The sequence below is a fragment of the Corynebacterium sp. genome (genome assembly GCF_030538285.1).
Lineage (GTDB): Bacteria > Actinomycetota > Actinomycetes > Mycobacteriales > Mycobacteriaceae > Corynebacterium.
The window spans coordinates 1-15,102 of the sequence record NZ_JAUNUG010000036.1 but is presented as its reverse complement, the minus strand read 5'-3'; the positions used below and the strand labels follow the sequence as shown (position 1 = coordinate 15,102).

The window sequence follows — 15,102 nt, the reverse complement described above, 5'->3', positions numbered from 1 at the left end:
TCACGACTGCTCGTGATGGTGCTGCAATTGGGTCACACCTCCCACAGCATCCGCCGATACTCTCCCGAAGATTAGCCGGCGATGCGCTTGAGCTGCGCCGACATACGCGGCACCATCTCACCGTCGATGAGACGCTCATCCACCCAGCCAAGATCATTATTCGGCATGAGGCCATACAGGCGCTTACCTGGGCCCAGCTTCAGCCCACAGGAGGAGGTCACCATGGTGGAGGCCGACTCGATCTGCCAGGCCCGCTCGTTGACCGGCTCGCCGTAGAAGATCTCGGCCACACCGGTGGAATGGGTGCACACCACCTCGATCTCGTCCTGCAGGGAGATACGCCAGAAACCGGACTCGCGGTGGTCCGGGCCCGCCGGGTTGCCCTCGGTGTCGATCTTCCAGATGCGGGACTCGTAGGTGAGGTAATTCTCGCCGTCATGGGCGAAGATCAGCTGCTGGCCGAACGTGAATTGCCCCTCACCCGGCATGTCCGCCTGACCCTCACCGCGCCACACGCCCACCAGTGGCAGCAGAGCCAGCAGACCATCATGGATGTTGGGGCCCTGGCGCAGGTTTGCGGTGTCATCCGGCAGGGGGATCTCGCCCAGATCCAGCGGTGGGATGTTGCGATGCGCGGTGCTCTTCGACTGCTCCGCTGCCAGATTGACGGCGTCGTTGCCGCTCAGGGGCTGCTGGGGCTGGGAGTCGGCGGCCGCGGCGGCGTCGCCGGGAGTGTCGGACGGAGTGTTCTTCGGCTGCTCAGTCATGGGAACCAGCCTAAAGTATTGCGCTGCACACGTGGTGCCGGGGGCGCGGCTGCGTGCGGACGTACCCCTTTGTGTCAAAGCACCCTGATACGAACTGGACTTTTGTTGCCGCCCAGAACACCAAGGGGTACGTGCGTACGCGGCACCCGGCTAGGCTGGTTGATCGTGCGTGTCCTGTTGATAGCCAACCCCAACTCCACGACGCAGAGCGACGGCCTCTTCCGCCGGATCATCCCACTCCTGCGCGCGGTCGAGGGGTTGAGTCTGACCGGGCGTTTCACCCACTACCCGGGGCATGCGGAGGAGATCTGCCGGGGCCTGACACGCCAGGACTGGGACCTGGTGGTGGTCGTCGGCGGGGACGGGACCCTCAACGAGGTAGTCAACGGGTTGCTCGGCCCCGCAACGGAAGATCCTCCCACACCGGAGGAGCTGCCGGCCCTGGCGGTCATCCCGACCGGGTCGGCGAATGTCTTCGCCCGGGCGCTCGGGTTCCCGCCGGATCCGGTGGCGGCAACGGACATGTTGAGCAACCTCATCCGCCGGGACCTGCGGCGCCGCATCTGTCTGGGCACGTGGAACAAGCGGTGGTTCGCGGTCAACGCCGGCTTCGGTATGGACGCCGACGTCGTCGCCCGCGTCGATGAAGCCCGCACCCTGGGGTTTGCAGCCACACCTTTGCGCTACCTGTCCATCTGCCTGCTTGTGTGGACCCGGGCGCAGAAGAACCCTCCCCGGATCACCGTGCACGCCACGGCCGTCGATGGGCGCGAGCTGCGCCTGCAGGATGCGCCGCTGTTCATCGCCTCCAACACCAACCCGTGGACCTTTCTCGGCCCGCTGCCGGTGGTGACCAACCCGCGCAATTCTTTCGACCGCGGCCTGGGGCTGTTCGGTTTAAGGAGTCTGCGGGGACCCCGAGGTGCGGCGAGCATGCTGCATCTCATCGGTTTCGGGCACCGTACGGTCCTAGAGGGATGGATCCGTGCCCGCACCGTGCAGCTCGACGACGCCGCCCACGTTCTGCTGACCTGCCCGGCTCCGCAGCGATTTCAGACAGATGGGGAGTACGAGGGGGAGTTTGACCGGGCGGAGTTGGCCAGCCGCCGGGATGTGCTGGAGGTCTTCGCCCCGCGGCAGGCGTATCCCGTGACGTCGCGGACTTGGCGGCAGGTGGTCCGTGACGTCATCCGTGTGCACTGATGCGACTGCGTGCGTTGCCGGGCAACAAAGGAGGACGCGAGAACGCAACTACCCCGAGACGTCGACGGGGGAGAGCTCCGCAAGGTTGACGGTGACATTAAGGCGCCGGGACTCGAAGTAGATCGACCCGCCGGACATGTTGACGGTGGTGGCGCGCCCGGCCAGCGGAAGCTGCGTGGTGTCGAGAGTGAGCCCGAACTCCTCCATGATCGCGCGGGATTCGACAGAACTGAGATCACCGGGGGCATTGACCAGCTCGCGGGGGGTCATGCGGAACTCATCACCCACCAGGCGAAGGTCAACGAGGACTGTATAGGGTTCACGCTGGTTGTAGGGGGTACCGGTGAGCAGAGCCTCGGCGGCGGACCCACCCGCGGGGGAGATGTCGTAGGGATGGGAAATATCGAGATCGGTCATGTCGATGAGGTGGCCGAGTGCCACGCCGTCAAGCCGGATGGTGCGGCTGAAGGAGCGCGCCGGGGCGCCCTGAATGTCTCCGGAGAAGACCTGACCGCGGGTGACCTCGACTTCCTCGAGCTGGGTCTGGGCGTTGACCATGCCCAGTTCGGCGACCTCGACGTCGAGGGCGTGGACGCCGATATGCGGGATCTCCCCGGTGACAAGTGCCCCGAGATAGGGTGCGCCGCCGACGTTGACGCGGGGGCTGACGTCCAGGCGCGCGGATTCTTCCACTTCCCGGGAAATAAAGCGTTCCACGCGGGAGGCGGCGAGGCTGTCGATGAGCCACCCGGTGCCGAATAATACAGCGAGGGTGGTGACGATGAGCAGCGGCAGACGGGGAACGTACACCTCTATATATGTACCAGCGTTAGGCTGGGTCCCATGAAGATTGAGCCGATCAACCTGCCCGCGGACGATGCCCGGGCGCTGCTTGCTGCTGCTGCCGACACGGATGGTATTGATGCTCTCTCCGAGCAGTTCGTGCTCGGCCTGGAGGATGCCCGTCTAGGGCACCGCCATCTGGCGGCTCATATTGACGGGCAGGTAGTGGGCCTGGCGGCGAGGGATGGTTCTGCGTGGGAGATGGTGGTGGATCCTGCTTATCGACGTCGCGGCATCGGCACCGCTCTCCTCGAGGCACTCGGGGCGGAGGACGTGTGGGCGCACGGCAATCTGCCGGCCGCGCAGGCGTTGGCACGTGCGCAGGGGCGGAGCATGACGCGTCGGCTGCTGGTGATGTCGATTGAAGGGCAGGCGCTGCGGGAGGCGGCGCTTTTCCCGGCGCGTGAGGATGTTCAGGCGCTGGATCTACCGGGGTCGGTGGAGCGTTTCGGGCGGGAGAAGGTAGAGCAGGCATGGTTGACGGCGAACAACGAGGCCTTCTCCTGGCACCCCGAGCAGGGCGGCTGGGATCGCGCGAGGTTGTCGCGGGCTCAGGAAGCGGAATGGTTCGCGGAGGAGGACGTGCTGTTCCTCTGGGCGGGAGAGCAGCTTGCGGGTTTCCACTGGACGAAGTGGCACACGGAGGAATCCCCGGAGTACGGGGAGGTCTACGTCGTGGGTCTGGCGTCGGCGTTTCGGGGTCGCGGCTTGGGCGGGCCCCTTCTACGTCTGGGATTGGAGCACATGGTGGGCAAGGGGGCCCGGAGGGTCATTCTCTATGTGGAGGCGGATAATGAGCCTGCAGTAAAGGTCTATGAGGACCTCGGCTTCACAGTGGCTGAGGAACATGTGGTGTGGAGCCTTCAAGCGGCTGAAGTGTGACTTCTAGCCCACTTCAGGGTGATGGGGACTACAGAGAAACTTCAGGGAGCAGGAAGTTTTTCAAATGATCTCCAATTGTTAACTTCGCGTTTACTGAACTTGCCCACTCCGGTTAACCAGTGCCCCATAGCTTTAGTGGACGTGAGCAACAAACCTGCCTGCTCTGGTGTGTAAGCACTGAGAGCAGGCTGGTTTTTGGGAGTCCTGACTGGTTCCCTTCGTTGCTCGGACCACCATATTGACTGATCTGTACCGGAAAGGTTCTCCCGTGATCCGTAACTTCAAGCGCACCGCCGCCATCCTGGGCGTCGTCGCCGTCAGCTCCGCTGCTCTCGTTGCCTGTGGCGACTCCGATAACGGCACTGACGCTGACACCACCACCGCTGCCGACGGCGCTACCACCGAGGGCCTGTCCGGTACCTCCGGTCAGCTCGTCGCCGAGGGTGCTTCCTCCCAGCAGAACGCCATGAACTACTTCGGTCAGAAGTACTCCGAGGCCGTCTCCGGCGCCAACCTGGCATACAACGCCACCGGCTCCGGTGCAGGTCGCACCAACTTCATCGGCGGCCAGGTCATGTTCGCCGGCTCCGACTCCCCGCTGTCTGACGATCAGGTCGAGCCGGCCGCAGAGCGTTGCGGTGGCAACGAGGCATGGCACCTGCCGTTTGTTATCGGCCCGGTCGCCATCGCCTACAACCTTGAGGGCGTCGACGAGCTGACCCTGGACGTCGAGACCGTCGCCAAGATCTTCAAGGGCGAGGTCACCTCCTGGAACGACCCGGCTATCGCCGATGACAACGAGGGCGTTGAGCTCCCGGACACCGACATCTCCGTCGTCTACCGCTCTGACGAGTCCGGCACCTCCGACAACTTCCAGAAGTTCCTGGGCAACGCCACCGAGATCTGGGACACCGAGGGCCAGCAGTTCCCGTCCGCAGTGGGCGAGGGTGCCAACGGCTCCAACGGTGTTGCCTCCCAGGTCACCGCCATCGATGGCGGCATCACCTACGTCGAGGCCGGCTTCGCTGAGCAGCAGGGCCTGGGCATCGCCAAGATCGACTTCGGCTCCGGCCCGGTCGAGCTCAACACCGAGTCCGTCGGCGTTGCACTGGAGAACCTCGAGTTCGCCGGCGAGGGCCACAACATGGTCGTCGACGCTGAGGCTCTCTTCGCCTCCAACGATGAGGGTGCCTACCCGCTCATCCTGACCGTCTACGAGATCGTCTGCTCCGCAGGCTACGACGAGGAGACCTCCGCCATGGTCAAGGACTTCCTCACCGTCGCTCTCGACGCGCAGGACGACCAGCTCCTCGAGCTGGGCTACATCCCGGTCACCGGTGCTCACGCTGAGCGCCTGGCCGAGGCTGTCGACGCCATCCAGTAGTAAGCCCGTGGGCCCACCCGCGTGATCTCGGTCACCGGGTCGGGCGACCGGACCGCCCCAATGTGGCTGCGGTCAATCATGAAAGCAGCCCCCGTTGAGCGTCTCGCTATCGGGGGCGCTGTCACGTCCCAGAGAAACACCCCCGGGGCGGGGCGCTCCCACAGTCATATCCCTTTCTTTCGAAGGATCAACGCCTTATGGCAAGCAACCGTCCGACCACGGATGAGCAGGTGACAGCGGCCGACCAGCCGATCACCAACTCCGTGGCCACCATTGGCAACACGCAGCAGCCTGATGCCCCGGATCACTCGGACATTAAGGCCGCCGGCAGCGTCAAGCGCCCCGGTGACCGCATCTTCGAGTTCCTCTCCACTGCCTCCGCCACCCTCATCACGGTGCTCATCGGCGCGATTGGCCTGTTCCTCATCTGGCGCGCGATTCCCTCGCTGAACCGCAACGCCGAAGGCTGGATGGGCTTTTTCACCTACACCGGCCCGTGGAACACCTCCAATACCGAGGCTATGCTCTTCGGCATCCCGAACCTCTTCGCCGTTACCGTGCTCATCTCGGTCGTGGCACTTCTTATCGCCATGCCGATCGCACTCGGTATCGCGATCTTCCTGTCGAACTACGCACCGAAGCGTGCCGTTAAGCCGCTCGGCTACCTCGTCGACATGCTCGCAGCCGTGCCGTCGATCGTCTACGGTCTGTGGGGCTGGCAGGTTCTCGGCCCGGCACTGTCCGACCTTTACACCTGGATCCACAGTTGGGGCGGTGGCTTCTTCCTGTTCGCCACCTACTCCAACTCCCCGTCATTTGCGACTGGTCGTAACATCCTCACCGGTGGCATCGTCCTGGCCGTGATGATCCTCCCGGTCATCGCAGCCACCGCCCGCGAGGTTTTCGTGCAGACCCCGCGCGGCCAGATCGAGGCCGCCCTGGCCCTCGGTGCCACCCGCTGGGAGGTCGTCCGTATGACCGTCCTGCCGTTCGGCCTTTCCGGTTACATCTCGGGCTCCATGCTGGGCCTGGGTCGTGCCCTCGGCGAGACCATGGCGCTGTACATGGTCGTCTCCCCGTCCTCGGCGTTCCGCTTCTCGTTGTTCGATGGTGGTACCACCTTCGCTACCGCGATTGCGAACGCCGCCCCTGAGTTCAACAACGACATCCAGGCAGGCGCCTACATTGCCGCCGGTCTGGTGCTGTTCCTCCTCACCTTCGTCGTGAACTCCATCGCCCGCGCCCTCGTGGCCAAGAAGTAGACGGAGGGAAACAATGACCAACAACGTCAACACCGTTACGCCGACCTCACAGAAGCTGGATGGCGGCACCGCCTTCACCCACATCTCCCAGTCTCGTAAGACCACCAACACTGTGGCCACCGTCCTGGTGTACGCCACCATGGCACTGGCCATGGTCCCGCTGGTGTGGGTCCTGTGGACTGTTATCGCCCGTGGCCTTGGCCCCGTGCTCAACGCAGACTGGTGGACCGCCTCCCAGCAGGGCGTTCTCTACCACACCCCCGGTGGTGGTGCGGCCCACGCTATCGTCGGTACGCTCATGCAGACCGCGATCGCCTCGGTGCTGTCCATCCCGATCGGTATCTTCACCGCGATCTACCTCGTGGAGTACGCCAACGGCAACCGTCTCGGCCGTATGACGACCTTCATGGTGGACATCCTCACCGGTGTCCCCTCGATCGTTGCCGCGCTGTTCATCTTCACCACCTGGATCACCCTCTTCGGTTTCCAGCGTTCCGGTATGGCTGTCGCCCTGTCCCTGGTCCTGCTCATGGTCCCGGTTGTCGTCCGTAATACCGAGGAAATGCTCCGCGTCGTTCCCATGGATCTGCGTGAAGCATCGTATGCGCTAGGCGTGCCCAAGTGGAAGACCATCGCCAAGATCGTCCTCCCGACGGCACTGTCCGGCATCGTCACCGGCATCATGCTGGCCATCGCGCGAGTTATGGGCGAGTCCGCCCCGGTCCTCATCCTCGTGGGTTCCACCCAGGCGATGAACCTCGACGCCATGACCGGCCCGCAGTCCTCGCTGCCGCTGATGATGCTCGACATGTACAAGGCCGGTACCTCGCCGGCGGTGTTGGACAAGCTGTGGGGCGCCGCCTTCACCCTGGTCCTCATCATCGCGCTGCTTAACATCGGCGCACGCGTCATCTCCGCTAAGTTCTCGGTCAAGCAGTAGCTTCGGCCCCGTCGATAAGCAAGAAACAAGGAGTTACTGATGTCCAAGCTCGTACTCAACGACGTCAACATCTACTACGGCGATTTCCACGCTGTGCAGAACGTCAACATGCAGATCCCCGCCCAGGCCGTCACCGCCTTCATCGGCCCCTCCGGCTGTGGCAAGTCCACCGTCCTTCGTACCCTCAACCGTATGCACGAGGTCATCCCCGGCGCCTACGTCAAGGGTGAGATTCTCCTCGACGGCGAGGACATCTACGGTTCCAAGGTGGACCCGGTGTCCGTCCGCAACACCATCGGCATGGTCTTCCAGAAGGCCAACCCCTTCCCGACCATGTCCATCGAGGACAACGTCGTCGCCGGCCTGAAGCTCTCCGGAGAGAAGAACAAGAAGAAGCTCAAGGAGGTCGCGGAGAAGTCCCTGCGCGGCGCCAACCTGTGGGAAGAGGTCAAGGACCGCCTTGACAAGCCGGGCGGCGGCCTCTCCGGTGGCCAGCAGCAGCGTCTGTGCATCGCCCGCGCCATCGCCGTCGAGCCCGAGGTTCTCCTCATGGATGAGCCCTGCTCCGCCCTCGACCCGATCTCGACCCTGGCCGTGGAGGACCTCATCCACGAGCTGAAGGAAGAGTTCACCATCGTCATCGTGACTCACAACATGCAGCAGGCTGCCCGTGTGTCCGATAAGACCGCCTTCTACTCCCTCGAGGCCACCGGCAAGCCGGGCCGCCTCGTCGAGTTCGGTGACACGAAGAAGATCTTCGAGAACCCGGACCAGAAGGAGACCGAGGACTACATCGCCGGCCGCTTCGGATAAACCCGACCGCGACCCTGCTCCTGGTCCGAGCAACCCAGTCAGCCCGCAGGCCCCGTACACATCGCGTGTACGGGGCCTGCGGGTTTTGATCTGCCTAGTCGGTGCGCGGGTAGCGGCCCTGGGAGAACTGGCGCTCCAGCTCGGCGAAACGGGCGGCCATGTCGGCGTCAGCGCGGTCGCGTTCCCGCTTCTCGGAGTACTCATCAGGGCTCAAACCTGACGTGAGGTAGACAATGCGGGCGGCGACATTGACGCAGTGGTCGGCGTAGCGCTCGAAGTAGCGGGAGAGCAGAGCGACATCGACGGCCTGGCGGGTGGTGTGCTCCCACTCGCGCATGGTGAGCATGGTGAGCATGTACTCGTTGAGATCGTCGACAGCGTCGTCGTCCTCGTTGAGCACGAGTGCCACATCGGCGTTGGGGTCGACGAGGATATCGCGGGTCTTTTCGCCCATCTCCTCGGTCAGGCGGGCCATCTCCTTGAAATAACCCTGCAGGGCTTCCGGAAGAGCGTGCTCCGGATGGCGACGCCGCGCCGCCTTCGCAATGTGCATCGCGAGGGCCGCCATACGGGAGAAGTCCTCGACGATGTAGATCGAGGAGACGATTTGGCGCAGGTCGCGAGCCACGGGGCCCTCCAAAGCCAACAGCTGCACGGCGCGGTCCTCACAACGCTGGCGGATCTCCTCGAGCGGTTCGGCGTGGGAGATCGCGTCTTCCGCGGATTCCAGGGAAGCGCGGATGAGGGCGTCGGACGCGTGGGTCATGATGGAGCGCACCGTGTCGCACATGACGATGAGGTCATGCGCGAAGTTGTCCAAGTGTTCCCGATAGGCGATACGCATATGGACCATCTTAAGGTGCGCGAAACAGTTCCGCGCGTTCAGGAGCCCCTAAATGACATGAAATGAAAATCCATTAGCGGGGTTCGCGGCGGATTAGCCGCCGGAATGCATGATCTCCGCGCCATCTGGGACGGTGGCGTCTTCCGGATCGTCGAGCCAGCCGTCGGGAAGCGCGACTTTGGAAGGGGAGCCCTGGCGGCCGCGGGCGCCATCGGAATCCGCGGCGACTTCTGCGGAATCTGCCCACGGGGCCAGCAGTTCCCGCAGTTCCGCCAGCGTGGACACGCGAGCCAGGTTCGAGCGCACCTCACCGCCGACGGGGAAACCGCGCAGGTACCAGCCCATGTGCTTACGCAGATCGCGGCAGGCGTGCTGCTCACCGTCGTGCTCCGTGAGCAGCTCCGCGTGGCGGATGATGATGCCGGTAACCTCCCCCAGGGTGGGGGCAGGTGGCAGCGGCTCTCCGCGCAGTTCCGCGGACAATTCGGCGAACAACCATGGGCGACCGAGGCAGCCACGGCCGACGACCACGCCGTCGCAACCCGTCTCATCGATCATGCGGCGGGCATCGTGGGCGGCGAAAATATCACCGTTGCCCAGCACAGGGATGCCGGAGCCGCGCAGGTGCTCCACCAGGGCGGTGATCTGCGACCAATCCGCCTCGCCGGAGTAACGCTGCGCGGCGGTACGCGCGTGCAGCGCCACTGCGGCGGCCCCTTCCTCGACTGCGATGCGGCCGGCATCGAGATGAGTGTGGTGCTCATCGTCAATACCGATGCGGAACTTCACGGTCACCGGAATGTCGGTGCCCTCGGTGGCTCGCACCGCGGCGGCGACGATATTGCCGAACAGACGTCGCTTATACGGGATCGCCGAGCCGCCGCCCTTGCGGGTCACCTTCGGGACCGGGCAGCCGAAGTTCATGTCGATGTGATCGGCCATGTTCTCGTCGACGATCATCTTCGCTGCCTTATAGGTGTACTCCGGGTCCGTGGTGTACAGCTGCATGCTCCGCGGGTTCTCATCCGGGGCGAAGGTGGTCATGTGGAGAGTCTTCTCGTTGCGCTCGACGAGCGCGCGGGCCGTGATCATCTCGCAGACATACAACCCGGACACCGTTCCCGTCTTTGCGATCTCCTGCTCGCGGCACAAGGTACGGAACGCCACGTTGGTCACCCCGGCCATGGGGGCCAGCACGACGGGGGAGTCAAGGGACAGGGAACCGATGCGAAGTGTCACACGGATATTCTCCCCCGCGGGGGTGGTCGGGAACAAACAACCAGCGGCCATTTCCGGCGGTAGCACCTCTGGCTGCCGTAGAATTAACACAGTTGCGTGCTTTGCGGCGGCGTCACGCCATTTCCGCTAATGTGGTCAACGTAACTAAATGGTGACCTGCGTTACCTTCGTGACATTGTTGTGTGTCCGGGGGCCGGGCCACCGTCCGACAACTCTTACAGACATTGCGGGCCACCCACCCCTACGCAGGCCCGGTAATCAGGAGGAACTTACATGTCCGATCGCATCGCCAACGACCTGCTCCGCGGCAAGGTCATGTCCGCCGACGAGGCTGCCCAGTTCATCGATAACGGTGACATCGTGGGCATGTCCGGCTTCACCGGCGCTGCCTACCCGAAGGCCATCCCGACCGCCATCGCCAACCGTGCGAAGGAGGCCCAGTCCCAGGGTGGTGAGTACAAGGTGGACATCCTCACCGGTGCCTCCACCGCCCCGGACTGTGACGGTGTCATGGCTGAGGCAGGTGCGATCCGTTACCGCATGCCGTACCAGTCGGATCCGATCATGCGTAACGCCATCAACGCCGGCGAGATGAAGTACCAGGACATCCACCTGTCCCACTCCGGCCAGCAGGTCGAGCACGGCTTCTTCGGCAAGAACATCGACGTCGCCGTCGTCGAGGTCACCCGCATCACCGAGGAGGGCTACCTGATCCCGTCCTCCGGTGTCGGTAACAACGTCGACTACCTTGACGCCGCCCAGAAGATCATCATCGAGGTCAACGAGTGGCAGTCCCTGGACCTCGAGGGCATGGCCGATGTCTACCGCATCCAGCACCTGCCGAACCGTACCCCGATCCCGATCATCAACTCCGGTGACCGCATCGGCAAGACCTACATCGATATCGACGTGGAGAAGGTCGTCGCCGTCGTGGAAACCAACGCCCCGGACCGCAACGCGCCGTTCAAGCCGATCGATGACATCTCCAAGAAGATCGCCGGTTACTTCCTGGACTTCCTCGAGGGCGAGGTCAAGGCCGGTCGCCTGGCATACGACAACTACATCATGCAGTCCGGTGTGGGTAACGTCCCGAACGCCGTGATGGCTGGCTTGCTGGATTCGAAGTTCGAGAAGATTGAGGCCTACACCGAGGTCATCCAGGACGGCATGGTCGACCTCATCGACGCCGGCAAGATGACCGTTGCATCCGCCACCTCCTTCTCCCTGTCCCCGGAGTACGCCGAGAAGATGAACGCGGAGGCCAAGCGCTACCGCGAGCACATCATCCTGCGCCCGCTGCAGGTCTCCAACCACCCGGAGGTCATCCGCCGCGTGGGCCTGATCTCCTCCAACGGCATGATCGAGGCCGACATCTACGGCAACATCAACTCCACCCACGTGGCCGGCTCCCGCATCATGAACGGCATCGGCGGCTCGGGTGACTTCACCCGTAACGCCCGTATCTCCACCTTCATCTCTCCGTCGGATGCCAAGGGCGGCGACATCTCCGCAATCGTCCCCTTCGCCTCGCACATCGACCACACAGAGCACGACGCCATGGTCATCATCACCGAGCACGGTGTCGCCGACCTGCGTGGCCTGGCCCCGCGTGACCGTACCGCCAAGATGATCGCTGTCGCGCACCCGGACTACCGTCCGCTGCTCGAGGAGTACGTCGAGCGTGCCAACGCCGGCAAGTTCCAGCAGACCCCGCACGATCTGGCGACCGCGCTGTCCTTCCACCAGCGTTTCTTGGAGACCGGCTCCATGAAGCAGAACTAGACTCCTGCTATCGGCGCCCCCCGTCGCCCGCACTTCCTGCGGTCGGCGGGGGTGTCGCCGTTTCGGGGAGGGGGACTTGTCACAACGGTTCTTGAAGATTCTGTGGGTGCTGTGGCGAGCTGGGGAAACGCGAAAGCCGGAAAATCTTTAAGAACCGTTGTGACAACGCGCTGGTGCCTCCTCGGACGCCGCCGCGGCTGGTGAAGAGGGCCGGTTTCGAGGTAGCGCATGAGGGGCGCTAATATCAGTCGCACGGGCCTCTAGCTCAGTTGGTAGAGCTACGGACTTTTAATCCGCAGGTCGTGGGTTCGAGCCCCACGGGGCCCACCGGTGGAAGGGCCGGGGAGGTGATGTCGCCTCCCCGGCCCTATTTGTTTTCCTCGCCGGTAGCCTGGCAGCATGATCTTCTTCTACGACGTCGATTGTGGATTTTGTCGCCGTGCTGCGCAGCGACTCCAGCGCTACGCGCCGCTTATCGGCGTCGCCTCCCTCCCGTTGCGCCATCACGCCATCTACCGGTGTGCGGGTGAGGATGAACTGGGGCACCGCGCGATCGGTGCCGCCCTGCGTGACGGCGGGGGAGCGTGGTGGGCGCAGTTGGCGGGGCGGGTTCTTCTGTTGCGCCCGCTAGATCGACTGTGGTCGGTGATCTACCGTCTGGTGGCCGCCAATCGTTCGCTGGTGGCTCGATTAGTGGGACAATGAGCCCGTGAGTGAGACAGCAGGCAACACGCAGGCCCAGCACCGTAGGGTGCGTGGAGCGGTACCGGATGTTCCTTATGAAACCCGCTGGCAACGCTTCTGGGGCCCTTTCTGGATGGTGCCCGCTGTGGCGGTGGTGTCGGCTCTTGTCGTTGGCGTGGTTCTGCCAACCTTGGAGGCCCGGGATCCATCTGACCCGCTGTTTTTCGCGTTTTCCGGTGGTCCCGATGCCGCCCGTGAGGTTCTCGGTGTCATTGCCGCCGCGACGATCTCTGTGACCGGTCTGGTCTTCTCCAACACGCTGGTTGTGCTGCAGCTGGTCAACAGTTCCTTCAGCCCGCGGATGCTTGACGGGTTCCTACGCAGCCGCATCGTGCAGGGCACGTTGGCAAGCTTCCTGGCCACCTTCGTCTTTTCCCTCACCGTCACCCGCTATGTGTGGAACCCGCGTGATGGCGACGATGGCTACGTCCCCCGCATCTCCATCACCCTCGCCTTCGCCATGGTGCTGATGTGCCTGGGCTTTTTCCTGGCGTTCATCCGCCACATTTTGTCGTCGATGAAGGTTGCGAACGTTGTCTCTGCAATCGGCACCGAGACCCTTGAGCTCGCGAAAGAGATGTACCCTGTCCAGGATGATCTGGACGGCCCAGCCCAGGGTCCGACCTGGTCCCCGCGCCCCGGCGATCCCCGTCACGAGGTGTGTACCGGGCAGACCGGCAACATCGTCTGGTTCGATTATCAGAAGCTGCTGAGCTGGGCCACGGAAAATGACGCCGTGGTCACCATCGACCGGAGTGTCGGCGAGTTCCTCGTCGAGGGCCAGTGCATCATGCGCGTCTGGGGTGAGGGAGAGGTCAGTGATGAGGATTGCGCCCGGCTGAACGACGCCGTCGGCGTCCGCCTCGAGCGCACCATGACGCAGGACGTCGGTTTTGGTGTCCGCCAGCTTGTCGATATCGCGGACCGTTCCCTGTCTTCAGGAACCAACGACCCGACCACCACAGTCCAGGCCATCCAGGAGCTCCACCGCGTGCTGCGCTACCTGGTCACCTGTGTGGAACCCAGCCCGTACATCGCCGACGACAACGGTGAGGTCCGCGTGGTGCACCGCCCCCAAGAGATCGTCGGCTTCGTCGACGATTCCATCGCTGAGATCCTCAACTACTCCGGTGGTCAGGCCCAGGTTCCCGAAGTCATGCGCACCATGGTCGATGACCTGCTCGTGGCTAGCGCGGAACGCTACCGACCGGCTCTGCGCCGCTGGCAGGAGAAGCTGGCGGAGGATGAGGCTGAAAGTGCCTAGTGGTACCGGCGGGGGTACCCTGCGTGGCAAAGAACTGGTAGATCGCTAGACATTGAGTAGCTTTCTTGGTGTGAACAAGAAAATTCTCAGCGCAGCTCTCGCTGCCTCTCTCGTCTTTGGTGCGGTCACCCCTGCAAATGCCGACACCACCCCGTTCGCAGCCGAGGCCGGTGCGAGCAACCCAGCTCCCCAGAATGAGCCGCAGGATTCCCCGGGTTCCTCGAACCCTGAGGACGCCCAGACACCTGGAAACCAGACCGGACAGCCAGCTGAAGCTGCGGGTTCCTCAGCGGAAGATGCACTGTTCGGGGTCATCGGCCTCGCCGCGGTCATCGGCGTTGCGGTGGCCGGCGTCAACTTCGCGATCTCCCAGGGTTGGATCCCCAACCCCATGGACCTGATCTTCCCACCGGCCCCAGCCCCAGCCCCCGCTCCGGCACTTGCTCCGGCTCCCGCTCCGGTGCGGGCAGTGGCCCCTGCCCCGGCCCCCGTCCAGAATGCGCCCATGTACCGCAACTGCACTGACGTGTGGAATCGTCTCGGGCGACCGATCCGCAGCCACGAGGCAGGTTTCCAGTCGAAGCTCGACCGGGATGGCGATGGTGTTGGCTGTGAGCGCGATCCTCGCTAGTTAGCCTCTAAGACTTCACCATTTTCTGAATCGCTCGCATTGCCTCCTCGATCTTCTCCTCTGCCGCCGCGCCATCTTCCTTGGCGGCGCCGGCGACGCAGTGGGAGATGTGGTCCTGGAGGAGCGCGAGGGCGACGTTTTCCAGGGCTGAGGTCACCGCGGAGACCTGGGTGAGGATATCGATGCAGTACTGGTCCTCGTCGATCATCCGGTGGATGCCGCGGGTCTGCCCTTCAATCCGTTTGAGGCGTGCCAGGTACTTCGCTTTGTTCTCGTTGTAGCCGTGGACGTTCGGTTCGTGACACGAGCAGGTGTCATGGTCGTTCATGCCTTTGACAATAGCCCACCGGGGGTGTGAAAAACATGCCTGGTACTGCGGTTTTGATCTGGGGTGGGTATGAAGTACCATTCTTAATCAGTCGCAGGTCCCAGAGTCCATCTGGCGAGATTGACTGGCCCCCATCGTCTAGTGGCCTAGGACACCGCCCTTTCACGGCGGCGACA

Annotated in this window: 15 protein-coding genes and 1 tRNA gene; 11 read left to right on the top strand and 5 right to left on the bottom strand. The window is 63.7% G+C overall.

From position 1 onward, the window contains the following. Positions 1-71 precede the first annotated feature (71 nt). A complete protein-coding gene (locus Q4G50_RS11185) occupies positions 72-767 on the bottom strand; it encodes an FABP family protein (RefSeq protein WP_303377738.1) in 696 nt (231 codons plus the stop codon). Between the two features lie 165 nt (positions 768-932). Here Q4G50_RS11185 and Q4G50_RS11180 point away from each other — a divergent pair, with 165 nt between their 5' ends. Beyond that, positions 933-1,970 carry a diacylglycerol kinase family protein gene (locus Q4G50_RS11180; protein WP_303377737.1) on the top strand — a complete coding sequence of 346 codons (1,038 nt, stop codon included), beginning with the start codon at positions 933-935 and terminating at the stop codon, positions 1,968-1,970. Positions 1,971-2,018: 48 nt separating this feature from the next. Here the strand turns inward: Q4G50_RS11180 and Q4G50_RS11175 are convergent, their stop codons facing one another. Next, positions 2,019-2,780 carry a DUF2993 domain-containing protein gene (locus tag Q4G50_RS11175; protein WP_303377736.1) on the bottom strand — a complete coding sequence of 254 codons (762 nt, stop codon included), beginning with the start codon at positions 2,778-2,780 and terminating at the stop codon, positions 2,019-2,021. A 33-nt stretch (positions 2,781-2,813) separates the two neighbouring features. Here Q4G50_RS11175 and mshD point away from each other — a divergent pair, with 33 nt between their 5' ends. The 5 genes from mshD to pstB all read left to right on the top strand — a co-directional run bounded on the left by mshD (position 2,814) and on the right by pstB (position 8,094). Then, entirely contained in the window at positions 2,814-3,695 is an 882-nt protein-coding gene (gene mshD, locus Q4G50_RS11170; protein WP_303377735.1) for a mycothiol synthase, read from the top strand. Between the two features lie 268 nt (positions 3,696-3,963). After that, entirely contained in the window at positions 3,964-5,079 is a 1,116-nt protein-coding gene (gene pstS, locus Q4G50_RS11165; protein WP_303377734.1) for a phosphate ABC transporter substrate-binding protein PstS, read from the top strand. A gap of 197 nt (positions 5,080-5,276) precedes the next feature. After that, positions 5,277-6,341 carry a phosphate ABC transporter permease subunit PstC gene (gene pstC / locus Q4G50_RS11160; protein WP_303377733.1) on the top strand — a complete coding sequence of 355 codons (1,065 nt, stop codon included), beginning with the start codon at positions 5,277-5,279 and terminating at the stop codon, positions 6,339-6,341. A gap of 13 nt (positions 6,342-6,354) precedes the next feature. Next, complete coding sequence (gene pstA, locus Q4G50_RS11155; protein WP_303377732.1) at positions 6,355-7,281, top strand: phosphate ABC transporter permease PstA; 927 nt, start codon at positions 6,355-6,357, stop codon at positions 7,279-7,281. A gap of 39 nt (positions 7,282-7,320) precedes the next feature. Then, positions 7,321-8,094: a phosphate ABC transporter ATP-binding protein PstB gene (pstB, locus tag Q4G50_RS11150; protein WP_303377731.1), complete on the top strand. Its 774-nt coding sequence runs from the start codon at positions 7,321-7,323 to the stop codon at positions 8,092-8,094. Positions 8,095-8,188: 94 nt separating this feature from the next. Here the strand turns inward: pstB and phoU are convergent, their stop codons facing one another. Next, entirely contained in the window at positions 8,189-8,938 is a 750-nt protein-coding gene (phoU, locus tag Q4G50_RS11145; protein ID WP_303377730.1) for a phosphate signaling complex protein PhoU, read from the bottom strand. A gap of 93 nt (positions 8,939-9,031) precedes the next feature. Next, positions 9,032-10,177: a tRNA dihydrouridine synthase DusB gene (gene dusB, locus Q4G50_RS11140; RefSeq protein ID WP_303377729.1), complete on the bottom strand. Its 1,146-nt coding sequence runs from the start codon at positions 10,175-10,177 to the stop codon at positions 9,032-9,034. A gap of 273 nt (positions 10,178-10,450) precedes the next feature. Here dusB and Q4G50_RS11135 point away from each other — a divergent pair, with 273 nt between their 5' ends. The 5 genes from Q4G50_RS11135 (at position 10,451) to Q4G50_RS11115 (ending at position 14,598) form a co-directional block, all read left to right on the top strand. After that, the gene (locus tag Q4G50_RS11135; RefSeq protein WP_303377728.1) at positions 10,451-11,959 is read left to right on the top strand and encodes an acetyl-CoA hydrolase/transferase family protein; all 1,509 of its coding nucleotides are present in this window, start codon (positions 10,451-10,453) and stop codon (positions 11,957-11,959) included. A 254-nt stretch (positions 11,960-12,213) separates the two neighbouring features. Further along, positions 12,214-12,286, top strand: a tRNA-Lys gene (locus Q4G50_RS11130). Between the two features lie 72 nt (positions 12,287-12,358). Next, a complete protein-coding gene (locus Q4G50_RS11125; protein WP_303377727.1) occupies positions 12,359-12,664 on the top strand; it encodes a hypothetical protein in 306 nt (101 codons plus the stop codon). Between the two features lie 4 nt (positions 12,665-12,668). Next, positions 12,669-13,967 (top strand): DUF2254 domain-containing protein, encoded by a 1,299-nt coding sequence (locus tag Q4G50_RS11120; RefSeq protein WP_303377726.1) that lies wholly within the window; start codon positions 12,669-12,671, stop codon positions 13,965-13,967. Between the two features lie 70 nt (positions 13,968-14,037). Then, entirely contained in the window at positions 14,038-14,598 is a 561-nt protein-coding gene (locus Q4G50_RS11115; RefSeq protein ID WP_303377725.1) for an excalibur calcium-binding domain-containing protein, read from the top strand. Between the two features lie 7 nt (positions 14,599-14,605). Here Q4G50_RS11115 and Q4G50_RS11110 read toward each other — a convergent pair whose 3' ends face one another. Further along, a complete protein-coding gene (locus tag Q4G50_RS11110; protein ID WP_303377724.1) occupies positions 14,606-14,926 on the bottom strand; it encodes a metal-sensitive transcriptional regulator in 321 nt (106 codons plus the stop codon). Positions 14,927-15,102 lie beyond the last annotated feature (176 nt).

Coding starts and splice junctions, on each gene's coding strand:
- Q4G50_RS11185 (WP_303377738.1), bottom strand. CDS start 767: ATGACTGAGCAGCCGAAGAACACTCCGTCCGACACTCCCGGCGACGCC.
- mshD (WP_303377735.1), top strand. CDS start 2,814: ATGAAGATTGAGCCGATCAACCTGCCCGCGGACGATGCCCGGGCGCTG.
- pstC (WP_303377733.1), top strand. CDS start 5,277: ATGGCAAGCAACCGTCCGACCACGGATGAGCAGGTGACAGCGGCCGAC.
- pstA (WP_303377732.1), top strand. CDS start 6,355: ATGACCAACAACGTCAACACCGTTACGCCGACCTCACAGAAGCTGGAT.
- pstB (WP_303377731.1), top strand. CDS start 7,321: ATGTCCAAGCTCGTACTCAACGACGTCAACATCTACTACGGCGATTTC.
- phoU (WP_303377730.1), bottom strand. CDS start 8,938: ATGCGTATCGCCTATCGGGAACACTTGGACAACTTCGCGCATGACCTC.
- Q4G50_RS11135 (WP_303377728.1), top strand. CDS start 10,451: ATGTCCGATCGCATCGCCAACGACCTGCTCCGCGGCAAGGTCATGTCC.
- Q4G50_RS11125 (WP_303377727.1), top strand. CDS start 12,359: ATGATCTTCTTCTACGACGTCGATTGTGGATTTTGTCGCCGTGCTGCG.
- Q4G50_RS11110 (WP_303377724.1), bottom strand. CDS start 14,926: ATGAACGACCATGACACCTGCTCGTGTCACGAACCGAACGTCCACGGC.